This is a genomic window from Antribacter sp. NEAU-D49, from assembly GCF_057158775.1.
Map to the genome: position 1 here is coordinate 77,151 of NZ_JBXTSN010000003.1, position 23,209 is coordinate 100,359.

The window sequence follows — 23,209 nt, forward strand, 5'->3', positions numbered from 1 at the left end:
TACTGCTCTCGGATGTAGCCGGTGAGGGGACTACCGGGGGGTGTCCCCGACGGGCACCACGGCGGTGAGCCGCAGGTCCCGCACGGAACGGCCGGCACGGAGTCGGTAGTCGCCGGGCGGGGTGCGCCAGGCGGCCGTGCCGTCGTCCCACGTCTGGAGGGCGCGGGCCGGGACCCGCACCGTGACGGTCGCGCTGTCCCCGGCGGGGACGTCCACGACCGCGAACCCGCCGAGCCAGCGCACGGGGCGGCGGGGGTCACGCTCCGCGTCCTCCGCCGGGGGCTCGACGTAGACCTGCACCACCTCGCGGCCGTCGCGCGGCCCGGTGTTCCGGAGGCTGACCACCACCTCCAGCTCCGTCGCTGTGGGTACGGGAATGGTCGCCTTCTCGGCCGGTACCCCGACCAGAGGCGTACCCACAGCGATCGACTCGTAGGACCAGGTGGTCCAGCCCAGGCCGTGCCCGAACGGCGCCGCGGGGGCCGGGCCCGTCACGGCCCGGCGCTCCCACGCGCGGTAGCCCACGTCGAGGCCCTCGGCGTAGTCGACGACCCGGTCGACGGGGACGGCGTGCGGCACCGGGACGTCCGCGTAGCGAGCAGGCAGCGTCCAGGGCAGACGGCCCGACGGCTCGGTGACGCCGGTCAGCACGTCCGCGAGCGCGGTCCCCGCCTCCTGGCCGGGGAGCCAGCCCCACAGCACGGTGGGGGCGTCGTCCAGCCACGGCAGCTCCACGGGGGCGCCGGCGTTGACGACGACGATCGTGCGCGGGTTGGCCGCGAGCACGCGCCGGACCAGCTCGTCCTGGTTGCCGGGGAGGTCCAGGTCGGTGCGGTCGTACCCCTCGGACTCGACCTCCTCGGTGGTGCCGACCACGACGACCGCCACGTCGGAGGCGGCGGCCGCGGCGGCCGCCTCGGCGAGCTCGTCCTCGGCCGACGGGCCCGGCAGGCGGTGCACGAGGGCCGCACGGACGAAGTCGTCGTAGCCGACGGGGTGCACCACCTGGAGGGTGGCGTCGAGGTCGGCGGTCCCGCCGCCGGCCACCTGTCGGACGATGGCGACGGGATGGTTGTGGCCGGAGGCCAGCACCACGTCCTCGTTCACGACGGTGCTGCCGGTCGCGACGACGTCGCCGTCGACCCGCACCTCGTGCACCCCGACGGTGCCGACGCCGAGCTCGTGCCCCCCCGGCTCGTCGACGCGGACGGTGGCCCGGAGGCGGACGGCGTCGGCGTCGGGCCGCACGGCCTGGAGCCAGCCGTCCCAGGTGGCGACCGTCGTGGTCTCGAGGACCGTGCCGTCGCCGGCGAGCAGGTCGAGGCGGAGGCCCGGCTCGCCCGACACGGGGTCGGTGCAGCGTGCGACGTCCAGCAGCGGCGGGTTGCGCAGCGCGCGGGCGCCGGCGTGCAGAACGACCTCCGAGCCCGCGGGCAGCGCCTCGCGCAGGGCGTCGGCCGGGTAGCTCAGGCGGTCGGGCACCACGTACGACGAGCCGCCGCCCTGGAAGAAGGGCGCCACGGCGGCGGACCCGAGCAGGGCGACGCGCAGGGCGCCCGACGACGGCGCCGGGCCGGCCGCGTGGCCCGGCGCTGTCAGCGGCACCAGGCCTGCCGTGTCCTTGAGGACCACGACCGAGCGGGCGGTGAGCTCGCGCAGGAAGGCGGCCGAGGCGTCGCGCGTCCACTCCCCCGTCGCTGCGGGTCTGATCGCTGTGGGTATGGCTGTGGCGGCAATCCCGGCCGGAATTCCCGCCGTAGCCATACCCGCAGCGGAGGGAGCGGGGGGCGTCAGCTTGCCCACCCGGGCGGCGAGGCGGAGGAGGCGCAGCACCTTGTCGTCGAGCTCGTGCTCGGCGATCTCGCCGGAGCGGACCGCGGCGAGCAGCCCGTCACCCCAGGGACCGTCGGGGCCGGGCATCTGCAGGTCGAGGCCGCCGCGGACCGCGGGGGCCACCGACTGCGTGCCGACCCAGTCGCTCACGACGAGGCCGTCGAAACCCCACTCCTCCTTGAGGACGCCGTTGACGAGCGGGCCGTGCTCCAGCATCGGGGCGGCGACCTCGCCGTCGTCCACGCCGCTGTAGGCGCCCATGACGCTCCAGGCGCCCGCCTCGACGAGCCGCTCGAACGGCTGGAGGTAGACCTCGCGGAGGGTGCGGGCGTCGACCCGAGCGAGGTAGCGGGTGCGCTCCGTCTCCGAGTCGTTGGCGACGTAGTGCTTCACGCACATGCCGACGCCGTGCGCCTGCGCGGCGGTGACCAGGGCCACCGCCACCTCGGACGTGAGGTGCGGGTCCTCGGAGTAGCACTCGAAGTGGCGGCCGCCCACGGGGGTGCGCTGCAGGTTGACCTGCGGAGCGAGGACCACGTCGACGCCGTGGCGCCGGGCCTCGGCGGCGAAGAGCTCGCCGGCCCGGGCGGCCAGGCTGACGTCCCACGTGGCCGAGAGGGCCGACGGGGCGGGAAGCATCGCGGACGTGCCACCGCCCGTGCCGTCGCCGGTGCCGCGCACCCCGACGGGACCGTCGGACAGGACGACCGGCTCGAGGCCGATGCGCTCGACGGGAGCGGTGCTCCAGAGGCCGGCCCCCACGACGAGGGCGACCTTCTCCTCGACGGTGAGCTGGTCGAGCAGGTGGAGCAGCTGGGGCTCCGCGGTGGCGGTCTGCGATGACACGCGGTGAACTCCGTTCGACTACGGACGATGTGGCAGGGATGATTGAACCACACTTACTTACCAGTTAGTAAGTGCCTCCGGGGCAGTATCGTAGCCACATGGCAGACGCGACGACCCCCGCCCCCGCTCGCACGCGCCCCGCGCGCCCGGCGCGGGCACAGCGCAGGGAGGAGATCCTGCGCGCGGCCACCCGCGTGTTCGGCTCGAAGGGGTACCACGCGGGCTCCCTCGTCGACGTCGCCGAGCAGGTGGGAATCACCCACGCGGGCGTGCTCCACCACTTCGGCAGCAAGGACAAGCTGCTGTGGGAGGTGCTCGAGTACCGCGACCGCGTCGACGTGGAGCACCTCGAGGGCAAGCACATCCCCGGCGGCCTCGACCTGTTCCGGCACCTGCTCAAGACCGCCCGCATCAACGCCGACCGGCGCGGCATCGTGCAGGCCTACTCCGTGCTCACCGGCGAGTCCGTGACCGACGGGCACCCCGCGGCGCCATGGGTGACGCAGCGCTTCACCGGGCTACGGGCCGAGATCGCGCAGGCCCTGCGCGAGGTGGTGGATGAGCGGGCCGCCGCCACGGGCGAGGAGCCGCCAGAGATCCCCGACGCCGACCTCGACCGGGCCGCGAGCGCCGTCATCGGCGTGATGGACGGCCTCCAGGTGCAGTGGCTGCTCGACCCCGACGCCGTGGACCTCGCCGACTCCACGGCGTTCGCGATCGAGGCGATCCTGGCGGCGACGCTGGCCGGGGCCGAGAGGCCGAGGCCGCTGGCCTGACGGCGGGGCTGTCCACAGGGATTGCCGCGTCACGCTGCACGGGCATAGCATCATTGCTATGTTCACGAGATGACCTGGGCTATAGAGATGTCCGACGAGGTCGCCAGGTGGTACCGCACGCTGGGCGACCGTGACGCGGCAGTGGTCGACCGCATGCTCGACCTTCTGTCGGAACGCGGCCACATGCTCCGCATGCCCCACTCTCGATCGCTGGGAGGTGGCTTGTTCGAACTGAGATTTACTTGCGAGGGCCTCGCCCGCAGGATCACGTTCGCGTTCGAACCTCGACGGAACGTCATCACGCTGACGACTTTCCGGAAGCAGCGACAGAACGAGGCGGGAGAGGTGGAACGTGCGAGGAGCGCGTTGCACGACCGGCTCGCCTCAGGATCGGAAAGGTGACTGCCATGGGCAATGCATCATGGGACGACCTGCGCGCCGAGCGTCTCGCCGGTATGTCGGAGTCCCGACGCGCCGACTACGACCAGGCATACGACGAGGCCACGCTTGCCGCAGAGCTGGCGCAGCTCGTCTACGACGCGCGCGTGTCGGCCGGGATCACGCAGGCTGAGCTCGCCCGGCGCATGGGCTCTCACCAGAGCGTCGTCGCCCGGATCGAGAATGCAGGGACTGTGCCCTCGATCCCTACCCTGGATCGACTCGCGCGTGCCCTCGGCATGCATGTGGCCGTCGGGGTCCGGCCCGGTGAACGAGCCCCGGAGATCCTCCGGGCGGGGTGACCTCACCAGGTCGTCGGCAGCGGGGTGTACGGCTCCCTCGACGGCGGCACGTCCATCTTCTGCAGGGTGAAGCCCATGACGTCCCGGAAGACCGGGGCCGCCACCTCACCACCGAAGATCGACGTGCGCGGGCTCTTGAGGAACACCGACACCGTGTATCGCGGGTCCTCCGCGGGGGCCACGCCGATGAACGACGACACGAACGTGACGCCGCCCCCGTCCAGCCACAGCTGGGCCGTCCCGGTCTTGCCCGCGACCCGGTAGCCGGGGACGGCCGCGTTGCTGCCCGTGCCGCCGTCGACCACCGACTCCATCATGTGCAGCAGCGTGTCGGCCGTCTCCTCGGAGATCACCCGCTCCCCCGGGGCGCGCTCGGCGGGGACCGGCTCGCCGTCCTGGGCCACCGTGGCCTCCAGGAGCGTGGGCGTCATCCGCACACCGCCGTTGGCCACCGTGGAGAACACGGACGTGGCCTGGATCGCGTTGACCGAGACGCCCTGCCCGAAGAGCACGACGTCCTTGGTGCGCGCGTCCCATGCCTCCGCGGGGGTCAGCAGGCCCTTCGACTCCCCCGGCAGCCCCAGCCCGGACACCTCGCCGAACCCGAACTTGCGCAGGTAGTCGTACCGCACCTGGACGGGGATCTTCTCGCCCACCATCACGGTGCCGGTGTTCGACGACTCGGACAGGATCCCCGTGAGGGTCAGCCGCTGGACGGGGTGGTCGTGGGAGTCGCGGAACGTCTGGCCGCTGGGGGCGGTGTAGGTGTCGGGCACGGTGAACTGGCTGTCGGGCGTCCAGAAGCCGCGTTCGAGCGCGGCGGCCATCGTGATGACCTTGCCCGTCGACCCCGGCTCGAACAGGTCCTTCACGGCGCGCGACCCCTCGGCGACGCGGTCCGTGGACCGGTCGTTAGGGTCGACGGAACCCGAGTCGGCGAGCGCCACCATCTCGCCCGTCCGGACGTCCTGGACGACGACGACGCCGTACTCGGCCCCCGTCGCCGACACCGCCTGGTCGATGGAGTCCTGGGCCTTCCACTGGATGTCGTGCACGAGCGTCAGCTGGACGTCACGCCCTGGCACGGCGAGCACGGTCTCCTGGTCGCCGGTCGGGATCTGCTGGCCGTCGAGGCTGCGCTCGAACGTCACGGAGCCGGCCTCGCCGGCGAGCACGTCGTCGTACGCCTTCTCGATGCCGCCCTGGCCCGCCTGGGTCTCCGCGTCGATGTAGCCCACGAGGGAGCCGGCCACCGTGCCCGACGGGTACGCCCGCTGCGACACCAGGTCCGTCCGCACGTACGCGCGGATCCGCAGGTCGGCGATGGCGCGCTGCACCTCGGGCACCACGTTCTTGGCGAGCACCACGTAGCCCGAGTCGCCGCTGAGCCGGGCCGCGAGCTCGGCCTTGGGCGTGCCGAGCACCGGCCCGAGCAGCTGCGCGATGCCGAGGGCGCCGTCCTCGACCGGCTGCCCCTCGGCGTCGACGCGGTTGTGGCCGCTGAAGCTCTGGATCGACCGCTGGTCGGCCACCACCGTGTAGCGGTCCACCGACGTGGCCAGCACGACGCCGTTCACGTCGGTGATGTCGCCGCGGTGCGCCGGGGTCACCGTGGTGGCGAGCCGCGCCTCGCGCGCGTCCTGCGCGAGCGCGGGCCCCATGAAGACCTGGACCTGCACCAGCCGGCCGACGAAGAGCAGCACCACCAGCGCGGCCAGCCCGATGAGCCACCGCTGCCGCAGCTCCGGGTTGCCGGGGCGGCGCAGCCGCGGGGTGGGCCGAGCCACACGACGGCGCGACGGCGCGGGCGGGCGCGGCGGAGCCTGCAGCCCCATCCGGGCGGCGGGCTGCGCGGAGCGGGGGGCGGCAGTCGTCCGCGTGCGGCTCGCCCCGGGCCGCGGGGCCGCCGAGGCGCGCGGCCGCGCACCCGCTGCGCGTCCGGCCGCCTTCGGGGCGGGGGCCTTGGCGGGTGTCCTGGCCGACGTCGGCCGGGGTGTCCTCCCGCTCGCGGGCGCGCCCTTCGCGGAGGTCGCCCGCGTCGTCGGCTTCTTCCCGCCGGCGGCCTGTGCGGGTGCGCTGCGGGTCGAGGCGTCCCGGGCGGAGGTGCCCCGGGCCGGCGTCTTCCCGGCCGGGGCGTTCCGGGGTGCGGGGGTCTTCCCCGCTGCCCCCTTCCGAGCAGGCGTCTTGGCGGCAGGCGCAGGCCGGCCGCCCCGCCCCGTTCCCAGGGTGGGGCGGCCGCCTGAGGCGCGTGCCGCCGTCGGGCCGTCCGCTGCGGGACGGCCCTGGCCGCGACGGGGCTCGTTACCCGTCACGGGGTGGCCCCCGTCACCACCTCGCCCGTCTCGACGCTGACCATGGTGGGGTTCTCCGCCGGGACCATTCCGAGCGCGCGGGCGCGCTCGTCCAGGGTGGACTCCGCCTGGTGCAGCTGCTCCTGGAGGCCCTGGACGTCCTGGGCCGTCTGGCCCACGTCCCGCTGGAGGCGCGACATCTCGTAGGAGCCGCGCGCGAGCGTGGTGTTCAGGATCAGCACGGCGATCAGAGATCCCAGCAGGACCGTCGCGCAGAGCACGACGAACGGCACGCGGGACGTCGAGTGCAGCGGGGCACGCACCGCGTCGAACCGGCCGCGCCGGTACGACGCGCCGCCTGTGATCGCGGTGAGCCCAGGCCGGCGGCTGCGGGGCGCCTCGGCCGGACGGTCCGCCCTGCGCGGTGCCCGGACGGGCGCGTGGGCGCGTTCTGCGCTCATCGTCGGTCCTCCCTCGTCGTCAGGTGGTCAGGTGTGGGTCGTACCCGGCGGGCCGCCCGCAGGCGGACCGACGCCGAGCGGGGGTTGCGCTCCAGCTCCTCCGCGTCCGCCTCCTCAGCGCCGCGGGTCAGGGCCTCCAGGTAGGGCTTGTGCGTCTCGGGCTCCACCGGGAGTCCTGGCGGGGCGCTCGACGTGACGCCGCGGGCGATCGCCCGCTTCACGATGCGGTCCTCCAGCGAGTGGTAGGACTCCACGACGATCCGGCCGCCCACCGCGAGCGCCTCGATCGCCGCCGGGACCGCGCGCTCCAGGACCTCCAGCTCGCCGTTCACCTCGATGCGCAACGCCTGGAAGGTGCGCTTGCCCGGGTGGCCGCCCGTCTTGCGGGTGGCTGCCGGGATCGTGGCGCGCAGCAGGTCCACGAGCTCGCCGCTGCGCACCCAGGGCCGCTCCTCACGCCGTCGGACGATGGCGCGGGCGATCTTGGGCGCGAACCGCTCCTCCCCGTACTCGCGAAGGATGCGGGCGAGGGCGCGCTCGTCGTACGTGTTGAGCACGTCGGCCGCGGTGAGGCCGCGGGTCGGGTCCATGCGCATGTCGAGGGGGGCGTCCTGCGCGTACGCGAAGCCGCGCTCCGTCTCGTCGAGCTGGAGCGAGCTGACGCCCAGGTCCATGAGGACGCCCTGGACGCTGCCGCCGGCGTGCTCGGCCACGACGTCGCCGATCTCGTCGTACACCGCGTGGACCGGGGTGAACCGGTCGCCGAAGCGCTCCAGCCGGGCACCCGCCAGGCGCAGCGCCTGGGGGTCGCGGTCGATCCCGAGGACGCGGGCATTCGGGAGCTGCTCGAGGACCGCCTCGGTGTGGCCGCCCATGCCGAGCGTGCAGTCGACCAGGACGGAACCGGGCTCGGAGAGGGCCGGGGCGAGGAGGTCGACGCAGCGCTGCAGGAGGACGGGCAGGTGACGGTCGCGCGCGTCACGCTCCGGCGTCTCGTCCATGTGCCCTCCTTCCTGTGCGTCGTCGTGGTTCCCGGACCGCTGCTGCGGGCCCGTCCGGTCAGGTCTCCCTCCGCTCCTTTCCGGCACCGGGGAAGTGTGCCGGACCCTTGCGGGAGGAGGCCTCACCGGGCGGACCCGGCCGCTGCTCGTCAGAATCCGATTCCGGGGAACATCTCCTCCGCGGTCTCGGCGTAGTCGGACTCCTTCTCCTGCTGGTAGGTGGTCCAGGCGTCCGCGTCCCAGACCTCCACCCGGGTGCCGACCCCGATCACGGCCACATCGCGCTCCAGCCCCGCGTACTCCCGCAGCGGGGCCGGGATGCCGATCCGGCCCTGCTTGTCGGGTACCTCGTCGCTGGCGCCCGACAGGAACATCCGCAGGTAGTCACGCGCCTGCCGGTTGGTGACCGGCGCCTGGCTGATCTGCTCGTACATCCGCTGGAACTGGTCCATCGGCAGCAGGAACAGACACCTTTCCTGCCCCCGCGTCATGACGAGCCCCGACGCAAGACGACCCCGGAACTTGGCGGGAAGGATCAGCCGACCCTTCTCGTCGAGCTTCGGGGTGTACGTGCCGAGCAGCAGGCCCGAGCCGGCGAACACCCCCGATGTCGTTGTGTCCACGGCTCGCACCTCCCCTCGGGCTCCCGCGCACTCCACGCTACTCCACTTCGCTCCACTTCTCCCGGGAAAACGGCCGGGACGCGCGCGTGGTTCCGGTCAAGATGCAGGTCACTCAGGCAAAGAAGAGGTGGAGGAATTCTGGGCACCGGCGTGGCGCCTTGGCCGTTTCGTGCGGGTCCCTGGCGATTCGGGGCACAGGGGTGGCGGGGCTTCGGCGTGGCGTCGCGCGACACGCAGGTGACGGAGGCCACAGGGCGGTTCACCCGACGGCGTGGAGGGAGGTGGAGGGGCACGTTGGCCCGGTCCGGGCAGACGAACGCGCCGGACTGCTTCAAGGTCCGCCTACGGGCTCGTAGGTGGACCTGGAAGCAGTCCGGCGCGTTCACCTGGTGCGGGTCAGCGCGTCACGACGTGCAGGCCTTCCCGTTCAGGGCGAAGCCGCTCGCCGCGGGGGTCCCGGAGGTCCCGCCGACCATCCCGACGGTCGCCGAGGCCCCGGGCGCCAGGGTCTGCGCCCACGACGGCGCCTTCGCCAGCACCGACGTGCCCGTCTGGGTCACGTCCGCGCCCCAGGCGCTCTGGATCGTCGTGCCGGTGCCGAAGCTCCACGCCAGCTGCCAGGCGGACACGGCTGCGGTGCCCGTGTTCTTCACCGTGACCTCGCCCTGGAAGCCGCCCGGCCAGCTGCCGGTCTGCTTGAAGGTCGCGGTGCAGGCGCCGACCGGGGTCGGCGTGGGCGTCGGGGTCGGGGTCGGGGTCGGGGTCGGGGTCGGGGTCGGCGTGGGCGTCGGCGTCGGGGTAGGAGTCGGGGTCGGCGTGGGTGTCGGGGTAGGAGTGGGCGACGGGCTCGCCGTCGGCGACGGCGCCGTCCCCGTGAAGTCGCCCACCACGATGCCGCGGCCGTTGGTCCCGACGTACACGCGCCCGTAGACGTCCGGGTCACCGGTGATGGCGTTGCCGGTCCACGCGAACTGGTGCTCGTCGTCGTTGATGCGGACCCAGGTGGCGCCGGCGTCGTCGGACCGGAAGATGCCCCGGACCCCACCGATCTTCGACGAGGTGTACACGGCCGGGTAGGTGCGGCCGGGGGCCGCCTTGCCGAAGCCGACCACGTCGCCCTGCTCGACGGCGGTGATCCGCGTGAAGGTGGCACCGCGGTCGGTGGAGCGCCACATGCCGTAGGTGCCGTCGGTCTCGCCGCCCGCGAGCCACACGTCGCCGGCCCGTCCCGGCACCGCCGCGAACTTCACGGGGCCCGACGCCGGAAGGCCCGCGGCGGACGACGCCGTGAACGACACGCCGCCGTTCGTGGACCGGTAGAACGTGCCCTGGTGGAACGCGTAGAAGGTCTGCGGGTCCTGGCGGTCCGCCTCGACCTCGGCGCCGGCGGGAACGCCGGTCGACGCGGTCCACGAGGAGCCGAGCGTGGTCGAGACGTGCACGCCCGCGCCGTCCGGGCTCCACAGGATGCGCGAGCCGTCCGCGTTCACGGCCACCGTCCCGGCCCCCGTGACGCCGGCCGGCTGCTGGGCCGCCCACCACGAGCCGCCGTTCGAGGTGGAGACACCCAGGTGGGAGTCCGTGTCCCCGCCGTTGCCGGCGCGCACCATCGTGGCAGGGGCGAGCTCGGCGAAGTCCACGCTGAGGACGCCGCCGTGGTACGGCTGGGAGTAGTGGTACTTGCTGGGCACGGTGTCGATGTCGTCGTGGACGAAGCCGCCGATGTCGTACATGCCCGAGACCAGGTCGACCGCCCCGGGAGGCGCCGCGAGGTCCTGCACCGCCGTCTCCTCGAGGCCCTGCGCCTTGACCGAGATGTTCACGGTGCCGCCCGTGTCCCAGGCGGTGAGGTTGCTGCCGCCGTAGACGGTGGCGCCCGTGCCGTAGAGGAACGTGTTCGAGTTGAACGGGTCGATCTCGAACGCCTCGGTCATCCAGCCGAGCTTGGGGCTGGTCTCCGGCGGCGTCGCCTGCTTGCCGAAGTCGAGCCACGGCGCGCCGGAGATGTCGAGCGCGTAGCGCAGCGTGCGGCTCGGGTAGCCGGCCCAGTCCCAGATCTGGGTCCAGGTGGCGCCGCGGTCGGTGCTGCGGAAGACCTGGATGTCCGGGAACCAGGAGATCTGGCTCACGACCATGAGGGTGTCGGGGTCCTGGCGGTCGATCGTCAGGCCCGAGTAGCCGAAGTAGGCGTCGGGGGACGACGACGGCACCGGGCTGATCTGCGTCCACGTGCCGGTGGCGGTGTCGAGCCGCCAGACGTCGCCCTTGCCGCCGTCGTACGGGCCGCCCGTGTCGGAGGTGGCGACGTACAGCTGGCCGCCCTCGTCGTCGAGGACCGCCTTGTGCGGGATGAAGCCGGTCGGCTGGCCGGGCACGCGCTGCCAGGTGGTGCCGCCGTCGGTGGAGCGGTAGACGTTGTTCTCCTTGTCGGCGACGCCCACGTAGATCGTCTGGGTGCGCGAGCCGGCGCTGCCCGTCCTCGGGTCGAAGACCACCCACACCACGCCCTGGTTGCTGGTGAGGTAGTCGTTGGGGTCGGCCGGGTCCTGCGCGTAGTTGCCCGGGTTGGGGAAGCTCGCCACCTTGGCCCACGTGACGCCGCTGTCGGTGCTGCGCCAGAGGCCGTTGCCGCCCTCGGTGCCGAAGTAGAGGACGCGGTTGTCGTTGGGGTCCACCATGAGCCGCTCGCCCATGCCGCGGCCCGGCATGTTGCCGCCCACCTTGAAGGGCAGGTCGGTCTTCTGCCAGGTCTCGCCTCGGTCGCTGCTGCGGAGGATGGCGCCGTTGTTCGGGTCCCAGGAGTTCGTGTACGAGCCGACGGCGGCGTACACCTTGTTCGTGCTCACCGGGTCGGCCGCGATGCTGAGGACGCCGCTGTGACCCCAGTCGTCCCAGCCGACGTGGTCGAGCAGCGGGACCCATCGCTGGGTGGCGGGGTCGAGGCGGTAGGCGCCGCCCACGTCGGTGCGGGCGTAGACCAGGCCCGGCTCCCCCTGGTTGTAGACGATGCCGGGGACGAACCCGCCGCCGACGATCTCGACGTTGCCCCACTCGTAGTCGGTCGCTGCCGCGGCGGCGCTCGGGCTCGTGGCGCTCGGCGTGGCCGCGACGGCGGCGGCCACTCCCAGCCCGGAGGCGACGAGCCCGAACCCGGCAAGGGTCGCGAGCGCTGGACGGAATCTCATCCGTGGTCACTCCTTCGTGCAGACGGTCGGGGCTCGGAGGGCCCCGGGGGCACGACGTCGTGCCCGGCGCCGAAACTTTAGTGAAGCGCTTCGACGATGCGGAGTGGGCTAATCGTTTAGGGGGCGTGCGGGGTCGGCGGCGGCCCGCTCGGCGACGGGCGGCGCCGTCGGCGCGGCCCGCGTGTTCGGCAGTTCGTCGGATGATCGGCAGCCCGGGCTGCCGATCATCCGACGTTCTGCCGATCAGACGCTTGGCCTACTTGGGCGGCAACGAGCGGGCGTGCGCCACGCCGCGGTCGACCCACGACGACAGGTCCTCCGGACCGAGGTCGCCCGTATCGACGTGGACCCAGCCCTTCATCGTCCGCGTACCCATCTCGGGACGAGTCGCCGCCGTCGTCTCGATGAGCTCGTCCGCCTCGTCGCCGACGCGCACCAGGATCCCGCCCTGACCGCTCGCCGCGACCGCCAGGTTGCCCGCGACGAGGAAGGAGAGGGCGCCGAACATCCTGTGCTCGGTCACGCCGGGGACACCGGCGAGCTGGTCCCGGATGCGCGCGGCAACGTCGTCGTCGTACGCCATGAGACCGACACTACGCGCGCCGTCGTCCACGCCGCAGGCCGAGCAGAAACCTCGATTCCCACTGGCCCCGCATCCCTTCGCCCCGGCCCCGTCACCGCCGCGTCTCGGGTGATCGGCAGTTCGTAGCATGATCGGCAGCTCGAACTGCCGATCATGCTACGAACTGCCGATCACCCGGCGCGGGCCGCTCGAACTGCCGCTCACGCGGCGGCGCCCCACGCGGCACCCCCGGCCCGGCGGGTGAAATCCCCACCCCACCAGCGCCCGCACCCCGCCCCCGCCGCGCCGCTGCGGCGCGCCGACGGACCGGGCCCACCCGCCCGCCGTCGGGCAGCGGGAAACCGTGATCCAGGTAACAGTGCACACACCGGAAACGACTAGGCTTCCCCCACGGGCCGCGGCGCGGCCAGTGCCACGCCGACACCCGTGCCAGCACCCGCGCCCACACCCGGGCACACTGCAGCGTCCCCAGGCCGACGGAGGTCACATGCTCCCCGAACCAACGACGTCAGGCCTGGTCGAGCCACGTGCCGCCGGCTACCCCGCACCGCAGGCGGCGCCTGGAGGCAACCCCCTCGGGGAGCTGGTGGCCGTCACGTCGCGGGTCCGTGCCGCCATCGAGACCGTCGTGTCGGGCCGGCCGGGCCTCGCGGAGCTCACCGTCGCGGTGCTGCTCGCCGAGGGACACCTGCTCATCGAGGACGTGCCGGGCGTCGGCAAGACCACCCTGGCCAAGGCCCTCGCGAAGAGCATCGACTGCCACGTGGGCCGCATCCAGTTCACGCCGGACCTGCTACCGAGCGACCTCACCGGCGTCAACATCTTCCGCACGGGCAGCCACGAGTTCGAGTTCCGGCCGGGCCCGGTGTTCAACAACATCGTCATCGGCGACGAGATCAACCGCGCCTCTCCCAAGACACAGTCCGCGCTGCTCGAGTGCATGGAGGAGGGCCAGACCACCGTCGACGGCACCACCCACATGCTGCCCCGGCCGTTCCTGGTGGTCGCCACGCAGAACCCGGTGGAGATGGAGGGTACGTACCCCCTCCCCGAGGCCCAGCGCGACCGCTTCATGGCCCGCATCACCGTGGGCTACCCCGACCTCGACGCCGAGATGCTCATGCTGGAGCGGCAGGAGGCGGAGAACCCGCTCGCGCACCTCGCGCCCGTCACCGACGGGGCCACGATCCTGCGGTGCGCGGCGCTCGTGCGGACCATCTACGCGTCCCCGGCGGTGAAGCGCTACGTGATCGCCCTCGTGACGGCCACGCGCGAGCACCAGGGCCTCAAGCTCGGCGCCTCGCCCCGCGCGTCGCTGCAGCTCCTCCGCGCGGCCAAGGCTCTCGCGGCCATGTCGGGCCGGGACTACGTGCTGCCCGACGACGTCCAGCGCCTCGCCCGCCCGGTCATCGCCCACCGGCTCATCCTGACCACCGAGTCGCGCCTCGGAGGCGTGGGGTCGGAGGCGATCGTGGACCAGATCGTCCAGCAGACGCCCGTCCCGCCGCTCGACGCGTCCGACCGCCAGCACCGGAACAGTCGCTGACGCCCATGAAGTTCCGTGAGCTCCTGGCGCGCGCGAGCCGCGTGCGGCTCACGCCGCGCGGCATCGGGGCGGTCTGCACGGGCGGGGTCCTGATGGTCACGGGCCTGGTCCTCGCGCTGGCCGACGTCGTCGCGCTCGGCGCCGCCTGCCTTCTCGCCGTGGGCGTGGCCTGGGTCGTGACCGGTGGCCAGCGCCTCGACGCGGGCTCCGGTGCGCTGCGCGTGGTGCGCCACGTGACGCCGAGCCCTGTGGTGCGCGGCCGCACTGCCGACGCGTCGCTGCTGGTGGCAGCCGTCTCGCCGACCGGCGCCGCGTACGAGCGCCTGGCCCGCCTGCGGCTGTCGGAGCAGGCGGCGCACGAGCTCGCCGGGCACGAGGGCATCCGCGCGCGGGTGTCCGCCCGGGCCGACCGGATCGCCGTCGGCTACCAGCTCACGCCCACGCGACGTGGCCGCTGGCCGCTCGGCCCGCTGCTGACGACGCGGACCGACGTGTTCGGCCTGGTGCGCACCACGCAGCCGCTCGGCGACGCGACGGGGGTGGCCGTGTGGCCGCGCACCGTCGAGCTCCCGGTCCGGACCCGGGCCCTCGGCGACGTGGACCGCTCCTCGACCGGCGCGCGCCTGCAGTCCACCGACGACTCCGTGCTCCGCGAGTACGTGGCCGGCGACGACCCGCGCCGCGTGCACTGGGCGAGCGCCGCCCGGCGCGGCCACCTCATGGTCCGCGCCGACGAGGCCGCCGGCGTCCGCCCGGTCACGGTGGTCGTGGACCGGTCGCTCCTGCCGCACCGCTACGAGGCGGGCGCCGCCGTCGGGCCGCACAACCCCGCCGCCATCGACGACGGCGAGTGGGCCGTCGAGCTGGCGGCGTCCATCGCCGTGTCCTTCCTCGAGGCGGGGCACCCGGCTCGGCTCGTGTCCACGGCCGTGGTACCGCAGGTCGACGGCGCCCGCTTCGCGACCACGCGCGCGGGCCGGCCGCTGATCCTCGACGCCACGGTGGACCTCGAGGGCCACCGCGGCGCCGCCGAGGCCGAGCGCGCCGTCGCCAACACCGCCCAGGCGCTGCGGCTCGCCCGCTCCGCCGGCGAGATCATCGTGGCGGTCCTCGGCCCCGTCCCGGCGGCCGTCCGCGGTCAGGTCGCCGCCCTGGCCGCAGACGGCACCTGCTGGGCGATCCTCGTCGCGCCGCGCGAGACGGGCTTCCGGCACGAGGTCGACGAGACCGCCGTCGAGCTGCGTGCCACGGGCTGGCACGTCGCCGTCACCGAGTCGCGCACCGAGCCGGAGCGCGCCTGGGCAGCACTCTCGGAGCGTGCCTCATGATCCCCGCCTACCGCGGACCGTTCGTCCGCACCCTCGTCACCGGCGTGCTCGTGACGCTCGCCGTCCTCGTCTCCATGCTGACGCTCAGCGCCGTCATCGAGCCCGGGGCCTGGACCGTCGCAGCGGTCCAGGGCATCCTGCTCGTCGCGGTCACCACCAACACGGTGCGCCTGCTCCTGATCCGCGCGGACCTCGACCGTGCCGCCCGCGCGAGCGAGGCCGGGGCCGCGGCGGCCGGCCAGGCCCGCGGGACGTCGTCGGGCCGAGGGCCGCAGGCCGGCGGCGCCATCGCGTTCTGGAGCACGGTGGCAGGTGCGGTCATGGCGCTCTGGTTCGTCCTCGCGCGCTTCGGCGCGCCGACGCAGCGGGCGGAGGTGTTCGTCGGCGCGGAGTCCTTCGACCGCCTGACACAGCGGTTCCGCTCGGCGGGGCAGATCATGCGCGACGAGGTCGCCCCCGTCGACGACTCCCTCGCCATCGGCCTGGCCGCGGTCACGGGGACTCTCCTGGTCCTCCTCGTGGCCGACTCGCTCGCCGGGGCCCGGATGCCCGCCCTCGCGGCTGCGCCGCTGCTGCTCCTGTGGGCCCCTGCGCTCACCCTGATGGGCGACGTCCCTTCGTGGGTCTTCATCGTCGTGGTCAGTGCAGCGCTCCTGCTCCTGACGGTCGACCCGGTCGGTGCCATGCCGGGCTGGCGGTCGGAGCCTCGCGACCCCGCAGTGCGGCAGGCCCAGCGTCGCCGGGCCGGGATCACCGCCGTCTCGTCGTTGCTGGTCGCCGTCCTCGCCCTCGGAGTCGGCTCCGGGCTCAACGCCCTGCCCGCCTTCGCCCGCGGCTTCTCCCAGCTGATCGCCACCGAGGCACGCACCGTCCAGCTGTCCGACGAGCTGGACCTCCGGGAGCCCCTCGGCGCCCGGTCCAACGAGGTGGTGCTGACGTACCGCACCTCGGACGAGGCGAACATCGGCCCGCTCCGCCTGTTCACGCTGACCGCGTTCAACGGCACCCAGTCGCAGCGGGCGGTGCTCGACGGCGGCGGCCGCGACTTCGACGACGACGACGTGCTGTGGCCCGGCGGGTACGCCCCCGAGGCCGAGGCCCGCGACGTCACCATGACGGTCCGTGGCCTCTCCAGCCCCGAGCTGCCCATCCCCGTAGACCCGCGGTCCGTGGCGGTCGAGGGCAACAGCTGGGAGTACTACAACTCGCGCGACGAGGTCCGCGGGACGCGGGACACGCGGGACGGCGACGTCTACACGCTGTCCGTCTACGACCGGGCGCTCAGCCCCGAGAGCCTGCGTGCCGCCTCCGGCCCCGACCCGGGCTCGTCCGGTTACACGGAGGTGCCCGACACGGCGCACTCCGCAGAGATCGCGGCGCTGGCTCAGGAGATCGCCGGTTCCGCCGGCAGCCGGTACGACCAGGTGATGGCGCTGCAGTCGCACCTGCGCGACGGCGGCCGGTTCACCTACACCCCGGACACCGACTACGACGACTCCGAGGACCCGGTCTGGGACTTCCTCCAGCAGCGCGAGGGCTACTGCGTCCAGTTCGCGAGCACGATGATGGTCATGGCCCGGTCGCTCGGCATCCCCACCCGGCTCGGGGTGGGCTACCTGCCCGGCGAGCGCTCGGCGAACGGCACCTGGACCGTCACCGGGCAGGCGTCGCACGCCTGGCCCGAGGTCTACTTCGCCGACGCGGGCTGGGTCCGCTTCGAGCCCACCCCCGCGATCCAGACGGGCGCGCCGCCCCGCTATGCGGACCCCGCGCTGGTGGCGCCCGCACCGCTCCAGACGGAGCAGCCGGAGGAGGTCCCGTCCGCGCAGCCCACCGCCAGCGAGGCGGCGCCGTCCGCGACGGCGACCGCGACCGCGGAGGCCGGGACAGGGACCGGCACGACCCGCGAGAGCTCGGTGCCGTCCTGGGTGTGGCTGACCACCGGTGTCGGTGGCCTGCTCCTGGTCGCGGGCGTCGTCGTGTGGCTCCTGCGCCGTCGTGCCGAGGTCGAGGTGCTGGACCCGGAGCGCGCATGGTCACGGGTGCTCGCGCTGCTCGCCGAACGCGACGTGGTGCTGCCACCGTCGACCACCCTGCGGCGGGCGCCCGAGGCGATCGACGCCCAGGTCAGGGCACGGACCGGCGAGCCGCTCCCGCCGGACGTGGCCGACCGGCTCGTCGCCCTCGCCGACGCCGCCGAGTCGGAGCGGTACGCGAGGGACTACGTGCCGCCGTCCGCGGAGCAGCTGGGGACCCTCTCGGACGAGGTGTCCGCGGCGCTGACCCAGGCCCTGAGCCGCAAGGACGCGGTCAAGGCCTGAGCCTGCGGCCTCCGCCGAGCCTGCGGTGTGGCCGGTCCCTGACGCCCGGGTCCCTGGCGCCCGGACCGGCCATCGTGCCCGGCCGGCCATCGTGCCGGGCCGGCCATCGTGCCGGGCAGCAGGTGCGGATACGGAACGGCCCCGCACCCTGACGGGTACGGGGCCGTGCTGGTTCGCGGAGTCAGGAGGTCAGCCTCGACCGTCCTGACCGCGCCGCTTGTCCCACCGCTCCTCGAGCCGAGCGAGGAATCCGGCGTAGCCGCCTCCACGCTTGCCCTTGGCCGGTGCCTGCGGACCAGGCCGGACGCTGCCGTCCGGGTTCACGAGCCCGAGCGTGCCCTGCTTGGGCTTGCGCGGGCCGGTGATCGCGAACGTCACTCCGGCGAACATCAGGATGAACCCGACGGCTCCCACGATGGTGCCGAACGTCTCACCGTTGGCTGCGCCGTAGACCAGCAGGAGAAGACCGACGACGACGCCGGCTCCCGCCAGGACGAAGCGCAGCGGTGAGCGCCGACCTGTCGACTGGAGCGTGTTGGCAAGCCGCGGGTCATCAGAGGTCAGTGCGCGCTCCATCTGCTCCAGCACACGCTGCTCGTACTCGGACAGAGGCATCGAGACCCCCGGATCTCGCAAAGGAACAGTGTCTACTTCAGGATAAGCCGCTCGGGCCGTACGTGGTAGTCGACATCCTGGTCATATCAGGGTCATTCTCCCAGGTCTAGCTATCCTACCTGGGCCTGGAGGGCTCGAATGACCGCCCCGGGGCTCCGAGACCGATCGCCGCCCGCCCGAACCGTTCGCGCACGGCGTCCAGCGCGAGCTCCGCCTCGCGCTGCGCCTCTCCGCGGGGGTCGCTCGCCTCCTCGAGCGTGGGCTGCCCCACCGACCCCTCCCGGCGCTGCAGGTTCTCGCCGCGCACCCCGACGAGGCGCACGGGCAGCCCGCGCAGGTCCACGCCGGCCACCAGCTCGCGAGCCACGAGGTACACCTCACGCGCCACGTCCGTGGGGGCGCTCAGGGTGCGGGACCTGCTGAGGGTGCGGAAGTCGCTCGTCCGCACCTTCACCGACACGGTGCGGGCCACGACGCCCTGCTGCCGCATCCGGGCGGCGACCCGGTCGGCGAGCTCGAGCACCCGGCGCTCGACGACCGTCGCGTCGTGCTGGTCGGTGGCGAACGTGGTCTCGGCGCCGATGCTCCGCTCCTCCCGCCCGGGGACGACGGGACGAGGGTCCCGCCCCCACGACAGGTCGTGCAGGTGCGCCCCGGTGACCGACCCCACGGCCGACTGCAGGCTCAGGAGGTCGGTGTGCGCCAGCTGCTCGACAGTGGTGATCCCCCACCGCGCGAGAGCCTCCTCCGTACGCTCGCCCACTCCCCAGAGCGCACCGACGGGCAGGGTGTGGAGGAAGTCGATGGTGGCGTCGACCGGGACCAGCATCATCCCGTCCGGCTTGGCGTGGGTGGACGCCAGCTTCGCGACGAACTTGTTCCTGGCGATGCCCACGGACGCCGTGACGCCGTGCTCGGCGCGGATCCGGTCACGCAGCGCCGCCCCGATGGCCGTAGGTGGCCCGAGACGCCGGCGGGCGCCGCTCACGTCGAGGAACGCCTCGTCCACGCTGATCTGCTCCACGAGCGGCGTGACCTGCCCCAGGAGCTCCATGACCGAGCGCGAGACGTCGTGGTAGAGGTGGTGGTCCGGCGGGACGACGACCGCCTGCGGGCAGAGCACCCGCGCTCTCGTCATCGGCATGGCCGACCGCACACCGAAGGCGCGCGCCTCGTACGTCGCCGCCAGCACGACGCCGCGGTCACGCCCGCCGACGATCACGGGACGTCCGCGCAGCTCCGGCCGGCGCGCGAGCTCGCAGGACGCGAAGAACGCATCCATGTCGAGGTGGAGCACCGCACAGCCCGACTCGTCGGAGCCCCAGTCACGGTGCGCACCGGCGGCGCGCGGACCCCTGCTCACGGCCTGCTCACGAGGCGGCAGGGACGAGGGCGAGACGGGGCTGACGGGAGAACCCGGCGTCAGGGTCGACGAGCATGGCCACCTCGTCGCGGAAGTCCTCCGCGCAGGCGAGGAGCTCGTCGGCGCGCGCGGGCTCGACCTCGCCCGAACGCCCCGCGTCCACCGCCGCGCGCAGCCGCGCGCCGGAGGCGAAGTAGCCCGACCAGGCGGCCAGGTCCGGTTCGACGTGCGCGAGCATCTCCCAGACCGTGCGGACGCCGGTGCGCCGCGCGGGACGACCTCGTAGGGCCACCACCGCCGCCGCCGACCGGATCGCCGCCAGGTGCCCGTGCACGAACCGGTCCCCCGGGTCGTCGGCCGCGGCCGCCGCCGCAAGCTCGGCGTCAGCCCGGCGCAGCAGGTCCTTGACCGCGGGCGGCACCACACGTGGCGTCATGCGAGGGACCATCACGTGAGCCTGAGCCCTCGACGTCTCCTGCGTCCCACCCATCGCCGACCTCCTTCGATCGATCCTCGCCTCACTATCGAACATGCGTTCTACTCTGTCAAGCGGCCGGGCGGAGCGCGAGAGACTGGGCCCATGGCCCGCCGCACCGCCCGCTCCGTCCGACGCTCCTCATCTTCCTCCGGACCTCTGACACTCCCGGCGGACCTTCCGGCGGGACCGGTCCCGATCGACACCGGAACGGCCGAGGCGGTGCGTGACCCCGACCACCCCGAGCGGGTGACGTTGCACGTCAACGGCGTGCCGAGCTCCAGCCTCGACCTGCACGACCCGGGGTTTCTCGACTTCGAGTACATGCAGCAGATGGCCGCCGTGGTGGCGCTGCTCCCCGGCGGCCCGCTGCGGGTGCTGCACCTCGGGGCGGCCGGGAGCGCGTTCGCGCGCCACGTGGAGCACGAGCGCCCGGACTCGCGGCAGCTCGGCGTCGACCTCGACGCGCGCCTGCTCGAGCTGGTCCGGGCCTGGTTCGCCCTGCCCCGCGCCCCACGGCTGCGCCTGCGGGCCGACGACGCCGGCCGGGCCCTCGCCTCGCTCCCCGACGAGTCCTACGACGTCGTGGTCCGCGACGTCTTCGCCGGGGACAGCACGCCTGGGCACCTGGTGGGTTCCGGGTTCGCGGCCGAGGCCCGGCGGGTCCTCCGCCCGGGCGGCGTCCTGCTGGTCAACTGCGCCGACCGGCCACCCCTCACCGTGGCACGCCGCGAGGTGGCGAGCCTCGCCGCGGTCTTCGGGCCCGGCGCCGCCGACCAGGGCCGGCTGGCCGCGGTCGCCGAGCCCGCGGTCCTCAAGGGGCGCCGTTACGGCAACGTGGTGCTCGCGGCGGTCCGGGCCGTGCCGGAGCCCCAGGACGAGGCGGCCGACCCGCCCGAGGCGAGCTCCGGCGTCGGGCAGGCCGACGGCGGGACGGACGCGAGCAGGCCCGCCCCCGACCTGCGGGACCCTGCCCTGGGGCGGGCTCTGCGGACGCTGCCGGTGCCCGCGACCCTGCTCGTCGGCGACGACGTCACGCGCTTCGCCGGGACGGCCGCGCCCCTGCCGACCGACCCGCTCCTCTGACCCGAGTCGTCAGACGCTCCCCGGCGAATACGCCGGAGAGCGTCTGACAACCCCAGGGGCGGCGGCACGGGGACAGCACAGAGGCCGCGTCCCCGAGGGGGCGCGGCCTCTGCCGGTACCGCCGGACGCTCAGCGCGTCCGGCCCAGACGCATCAGAGCGGGCGAACTTGCTCGGCCTGCGGGCCCTTGGGCCCCTGGGTGATCTCGAACTCGACCCGCTGGGCCTCCTCGAGCGTGCGGTACCCGTTCGTCTCGATGGCGGAGTAGTGGACAAAGACGTCAGCGCCGCCGCCGTCCTGGGCGATGAACCCGTAGCCCTTCTCCGCGTTGAACCACTTCACAGAACCCTGCGCCATGCTGTCCTTCGACCTTCCGTCCGGGATCCGGCGACGGGCCCGCTGCCCGCCACCGTGCCGCAATGCATCCCTCGTGCTCACGACCAACGGACGGGTCATGCCTTGGTACGCACGTGCAACGGCGCCAGTGTGGCATGGCTCACTCACCGACGCCACAGAACACGCACATTTCTGACACCGTGTGTCGCGGGGTGCGTCGCTCAGTCGCCGTTCTGCTGTGCCAGGAAGCGCTCGAACTCCGCGCCGAGCTCGTCGGCGGTGGGGAGCGGCGTGGTCTCGGCGAGGAGGTTGGTCCGGCCCACGGAGCGGGCGAACGCGTCGTACTGCTCCTCGAGCGCCTTGACCACTGCGGCTACCTCGCTCGACTCCTGCACCTGCTTCTCGACCTCGAGCGTCGCGTCCGTCGCGGCGGCGTCCAGGGCCGACACGTGCAGGTCGAGCCCGGTGGCGCGCTCCACGTGGCGGAGCGCCACGACCGCCGCCGGCGCGTACTGCGACTGCGCCAGGTAGTGCGGCACGTGGACCGTGAAGCCCAGCGCGTCGTGGCCGGCCTGCCCGAGCCGGTACTCCAGCAGCGCGGCGAGCGAGCCCGGCACCTTCACGGAGCCGAACCACGAGGTGTAGTCGTCCACCAGGCCGGACCGCGTGGCGTGCGCCGTCAGCGACAGGGGGCGGGTGTGCGGCACCCCCATGGGGATGCCGTGCAGACCCACGGTGAGGCTCACGCCGAACCGCTCCACCAGCTGGCGGACGGCTCCGACCACGCGCTCCCACTGGAGGTCGGGCTCGACCCCGTGCAGCAGCAGGAAGCCGGTGCCCTCACCGTCGGTGACGTGGTCCAGCACGAGGTACGGCTCCTCGTAGTCGGCCCAGCGGTCGGTGTCGAACGTGAACGTGGCGCGCTTGGAGCGGTAGTCGAGCAGCTGGTCCATGTCGAACGTCACGAGACGTTCCGCCGTGAGCTCCGACCGTGCGTGCGCGACGGCGAGCTCTCCGGCCGCCCCGGCGTCGACGAAGCCCTTGACCGCGTGCACGAGCACAGGGCCGTCGGAACCGCTGGGAGAACCCTCCCCCAGCGTCCGGGCGACCGCTGCCTTGTCGACCTCGTAGATGCCCTGCGGGTCCAGCACCTGGCCTCATCCTCCTGACGTGCGTCGTCCTTCGAGGGAGTTAACAACGAGGCAGGCTCGGATGCTTCCCGCTGCCCGCAACTCGTGCGCGCCCTCGCCACCGGCGCAGCCTACCGGCGTGTCCTCACAGGACCTGACGGGAGGTTCTCCTCCGGAACGGACGGCTCCGCCGGTGAGCGGCTCAGCGCCCGGGCAGCCGCACCACGGAGACGAAGAAGTCGTCGATCTGCCGCACCACGTCGATGAACCGCTCGAAGTCCACCGGCTTGGTCACGTAGGCGTTCGCGTGCAGGGAGTAGGAACCGATGATGTCCTCCTCGGAGTCCGACGTGGTCAGCACCACCACCGGGATGTGCCGCAGGGCCGGGTCGTTCTTGACCACGGCGAGCACCTCGAGGCCGTCCATGCGGGGCAGGTTGAGGTCCAGGAGCACGATGTCGGGGACGGGGGCGTCCGCGTACTCGCCCTGGCGCCGCAGGAACTCCAGCGCGCTCACCCCGTCGGTGACGACCGAGAGCCGGTTGGCGATCTTGTAGTCCTCGAACGCCTCACGCGTCATCAGCACGTCGCCCGGGTCGTCCTCGACCAGGAGAATCTCGACCACCTTCTGGCCCTCCGCCATCAACCTGCCCCCCGATGCGTCGGCCCTG

20 protein-coding genes are annotated in these 23,209 nt (G+C 73.4%); 7 read left to right on the forward strand and 13 right to left on the reverse strand.

From position 1 onward, the window contains the following. Positions 1–30: 30 nt before the first annotated feature. Positions 31–2,679, reverse strand: a complete 2,649-nt coding sequence (locus tag AC060K_RS03720) for a beta-d-glucosidase (RefSeq protein ID WP_483764114.1) — start codon at positions 2,677–2,679, stop codon at positions 31–33. 98 nt (positions 2,680–2,777) lie between these two features. Here AC060K_RS03720 and AC060K_RS03725 point away from each other — a divergent pair, with 98 nt between their 5' ends. The 3 genes from AC060K_RS03725 (at position 2,778) to AC060K_RS03735 (ending at position 4,195) form a co-directional block, all read left to right on the forward strand. Continuing rightward, on the forward strand, positions 2,778–3,455 hold the full coding sequence (locus AC060K_RS03725; protein WP_483764115.1) for a TetR/AcrR family transcriptional regulator: 678 nt from the start codon (positions 2,778–2,780) through the stop codon (positions 3,453–3,455). Positions 3,456–3,524: 69 nt separating this feature from the next. Next, positions 3,525–3,857 (forward strand): type II toxin-antitoxin system RelE/ParE family toxin, encoded by a 333-nt coding sequence (locus AC060K_RS03730; protein ID WP_483764116.1) that lies wholly within the window; start codon positions 3,525–3,527, stop codon positions 3,855–3,857. Positions 3,858–3,862: 5 nt separating this feature from the next. Continuing rightward, positions 3,863–4,195, forward strand: a complete 333-nt coding sequence (locus AC060K_RS03735) for a helix-turn-helix domain-containing protein (protein WP_483764117.1) — start codon at positions 3,863–3,865, stop codon at positions 4,193–4,195. 2 nt (positions 4,196–4,197) lie between these two features. Here AC060K_RS03735 and AC060K_RS03740 read toward each other — a convergent pair whose 3' ends face one another. The 6 genes from AC060K_RS03740 to AC060K_RS03765 all read right to left on the reverse strand — a co-directional run bounded on the left by AC060K_RS03740 (position 4,198) and on the right by AC060K_RS03765 (position 12,339). Beyond that, positions 4,198–5,982 carry a peptidoglycan D,D-transpeptidase FtsI family protein gene (locus AC060K_RS03740; RefSeq protein ID WP_483764118.1) on the reverse strand — a complete coding sequence of 595 codons (1,785 nt, stop codon included), beginning with the start codon at positions 5,980–5,982 and terminating at the stop codon, positions 4,198–4,200. Positions 5,983–6,503: 521 nt separating this feature from the next. Further along, complete coding sequence (gene ftsL / locus AC060K_RS03745) at positions 6,504–6,947, reverse strand: cell division protein FtsL (protein WP_483764119.1); 444 nt, start codon at positions 6,945–6,947, stop codon at positions 6,504–6,506. Further along, positions 6,944–7,948 carry a 16S rRNA (cytosine(1402)-N(4))-methyltransferase RsmH gene (rsmH, locus tag AC060K_RS03750; RefSeq protein WP_483764120.1) on the reverse strand — a complete coding sequence of 335 codons (1,005 nt, stop codon included), beginning with the start codon at positions 7,946–7,948 and terminating at the stop codon, positions 6,944–6,946. The genes ftsL and rsmH overlap by 4 nt, the downstream gene beginning before the upstream one ends. 149 nt (positions 7,949–8,097) lie before the next feature. Continuing rightward, the gene (mraZ, locus tag AC060K_RS03755) at positions 8,098–8,532 is read right to left on the reverse strand and encodes a division/cell wall cluster transcriptional repressor MraZ (RefSeq protein ID WP_125775410.1); all 435 of its coding nucleotides are present in this window, start codon (positions 8,530–8,532) and stop codon (positions 8,098–8,100) included. 443 nt (positions 8,533–8,975) lie between these two features. Further along, positions 8,976–11,756: a cellulose binding domain-containing protein gene (locus AC060K_RS03760; RefSeq protein WP_483764121.1), complete on the reverse strand. Its 2,781-nt coding sequence runs from the start codon at positions 11,754–11,756 to the stop codon at positions 8,976–8,978. Positions 11,757–12,012: 256 nt separating this feature from the next. Further along, positions 12,013–12,339 carry a TfoX/Sxy family protein gene (locus AC060K_RS03765; RefSeq protein ID WP_483764122.1) on the reverse strand — a complete coding sequence of 109 codons (327 nt, stop codon included), beginning with the start codon at positions 12,337–12,339 and terminating at the stop codon, positions 12,013–12,015. 487 nt (positions 12,340–12,826) lie between these two features. Here AC060K_RS03765 and AC060K_RS03770 point away from each other — a divergent pair, with 487 nt between their 5' ends. Genes AC060K_RS03770 through AC060K_RS03780 form a run of 3 tightly spaced genes read left to right on the forward strand, consistent with a single transcriptional unit; the run spans position 12,827 to position 17,534 of the window. Next, positions 12,827–13,885: an AAA family ATPase gene (locus AC060K_RS03770; protein WP_483764123.1), complete on the forward strand. Its 1,059-nt coding sequence runs from the start codon at positions 12,827–12,829 to the stop codon at positions 13,883–13,885. Between the two features lie 5 nt (positions 13,886–13,890). Further along, the gene (locus tag AC060K_RS03775) at positions 13,891–15,213 is read left to right on the forward strand and encodes a DUF58 domain-containing protein (RefSeq protein ID WP_483764124.1); all 1,323 of its coding nucleotides are present in this window, start codon (positions 13,891–13,893) and stop codon (positions 15,211–15,213) included. Then, a complete protein-coding gene (locus AC060K_RS03780; protein ID WP_483764125.1) occupies positions 15,210–17,534 on the forward strand; it encodes a transglutaminase TgpA family protein in 2,325 nt (774 codons plus the stop codon). The genes AC060K_RS03775 and AC060K_RS03780 overlap by 4 nt, the downstream gene beginning before the upstream one ends. Before the next feature lie 189 nt (positions 17,535–17,723). Here AC060K_RS03780 and AC060K_RS03785 read toward each other — a convergent pair whose 3' ends face one another. The 3 genes from AC060K_RS03785 to AC060K_RS03795 form a co-directional block, all read right to left on the reverse strand. After that, a complete protein-coding gene (locus AC060K_RS03785; protein WP_483764126.1) occupies positions 17,724–18,149 on the reverse strand; it encodes a DUF3040 domain-containing protein in 426 nt (141 codons plus the stop codon). A gap of 115 nt (positions 18,150–18,264) precedes the next feature. After that, positions 18,265–19,512, reverse strand: a complete 1,248-nt coding sequence (gene dinB / locus AC060K_RS03790) for a DNA polymerase IV (RefSeq protein WP_483764127.1) — start codon at positions 19,510–19,512, stop codon at positions 18,265–18,267. 7 nt (positions 19,513–19,519) lie between these two features. Next, a complete protein-coding gene (locus tag AC060K_RS03795) occupies positions 19,520–19,948 on the reverse strand; it encodes an SAV_6107 family HEPN domain-containing protein (protein ID WP_483764128.1) in 429 nt (142 codons plus the stop codon). Between the two features lie 144 nt (positions 19,949–20,092). Here AC060K_RS03795 and AC060K_RS03800 point away from each other — a divergent pair, with 144 nt between their 5' ends. Further along, a complete protein-coding gene (locus AC060K_RS03800) occupies positions 20,093–21,073 on the forward strand; it encodes a spermidine synthase (RefSeq protein ID WP_483764129.1) in 981 nt (326 codons plus the stop codon). A 152-nt stretch (positions 21,074–21,225) separates the two neighbouring features. Here AC060K_RS03800 and AC060K_RS03805 read toward each other — a convergent pair whose 3' ends face one another. The 3 genes from AC060K_RS03805 to AC060K_RS03815 all read right to left on the reverse strand — a co-directional run bounded on the left by AC060K_RS03805 (position 21,226) and on the right by AC060K_RS03815 (position 23,181). After that, the gene (locus tag AC060K_RS03805; RefSeq protein ID WP_125775282.1) at positions 21,226–21,429 is read right to left on the reverse strand and encodes a cold-shock protein; all 204 of its coding nucleotides are present in this window, start codon (positions 21,427–21,429) and stop codon (positions 21,226–21,228) included. A 200-nt stretch (positions 21,430–21,629) separates the two neighbouring features. Beyond that, on the reverse strand, positions 21,630–22,559 hold the full coding sequence (locus tag AC060K_RS03810) for a PAC2 family protein (protein WP_483764130.1): 930 nt from the start codon (positions 22,557–22,559) through the stop codon (positions 21,630–21,632). Positions 22,560–22,740: 181 nt separating this feature from the next. Continuing rightward, positions 22,741–23,181: a response regulator gene (locus AC060K_RS03815; protein ID WP_483764131.1), complete on the reverse strand. Its 441-nt coding sequence runs from the start codon at positions 23,179–23,181 to the stop codon at positions 22,741–22,743. Between the last annotated feature and the right edge of the window lie 28 nt (positions 23,182–23,209).

Coding starts and splice junctions, on each gene's coding strand:
- AC060K_RS03760 (WP_483764121.1), bottom strand. CDS start 11,756: ATGAGATTCCGTCCAGCGCTCGCGACCCTTGCCGGGTTCGGGCTCGTC.
- AC060K_RS03730 (WP_483764116.1), top strand. CDS start 3,525: ATGACCTGGGCTATAGAGATGTCCGACGAGGTCGCCAGGTGGTACCGC.
- AC060K_RS03725 (WP_483764115.1), top strand. CDS start 2,778: ATGGCAGACGCGACGACCCCCGCCCCCGCTCGCACGCGCCCCGCGCGC.
- rsmH (WP_483764120.1), bottom strand. CDS start 7,948: ATGGACGAGACGCCGGAGCGTGACGCGCGCGACCGTCACCTGCCCGTC.
- AC060K_RS03780 (WP_483764125.1), top strand. CDS start 15,210: ATGATCCCCGCCTACCGCGGACCGTTCGTCCGCACCCTCGTCACCGGC.
- AC060K_RS03765 (WP_483764122.1), bottom strand. CDS start 12,339: ATGGCGTACGACGACGACGTTGCCGCGCGCATCCGGGACCAGCTCGCC.
- AC060K_RS03805 (WP_125775282.1), bottom strand. CDS start 21,429: ATGGCGCAGGGTTCTGTGAAGTGGTTCAACGCGGAGAAGGGCTACGGG.
- AC060K_RS03735 (WP_483764117.1), top strand. CDS start 3,863: ATGGGCAATGCATCATGGGACGACCTGCGCGCCGAGCGTCTCGCCGGT.
- AC060K_RS03800 (WP_483764129.1), top strand. CDS start 20,093: ATGGCCCGCCGCACCGCCCGCTCCGTCCGACGCTCCTCATCTTCCTCC.
- AC060K_RS03795 (WP_483764128.1), bottom strand. CDS start 19,948: ATGACGCCACGTGTGGTGCCGCCCGCGGTCAAGGACCTGCTGCGCCGG.
- AC060K_RS03815 (WP_483764131.1), bottom strand. CDS start 23,181: ATGGCGGAGGGCCAGAAGGTGGTCGAGATTCTCCTGGTCGAGGACGAC.
- AC060K_RS03770 (WP_483764123.1), top strand. CDS start 12,827: ATGCTCCCCGAACCAACGACGTCAGGCCTGGTCGAGCCACGTGCCGCC.
- ftsL (WP_483764119.1), bottom strand. CDS start 6,947: ATGAGCGCAGAACGCGCCCACGCGCCCGTCCGGGCACCGCGCAGGGCG.
- AC060K_RS03785 (WP_483764126.1), bottom strand. CDS start 18,149: ATGCCTCTGTCCGAGTACGAGCAGCGTGTGCTGGAGCAGATGGAGCGC.
- AC060K_RS03775 (WP_483764124.1), top strand. CDS start 13,891: ATGAAGTTCCGTGAGCTCCTGGCGCGCGCGAGCCGCGTGCGGCTCACG.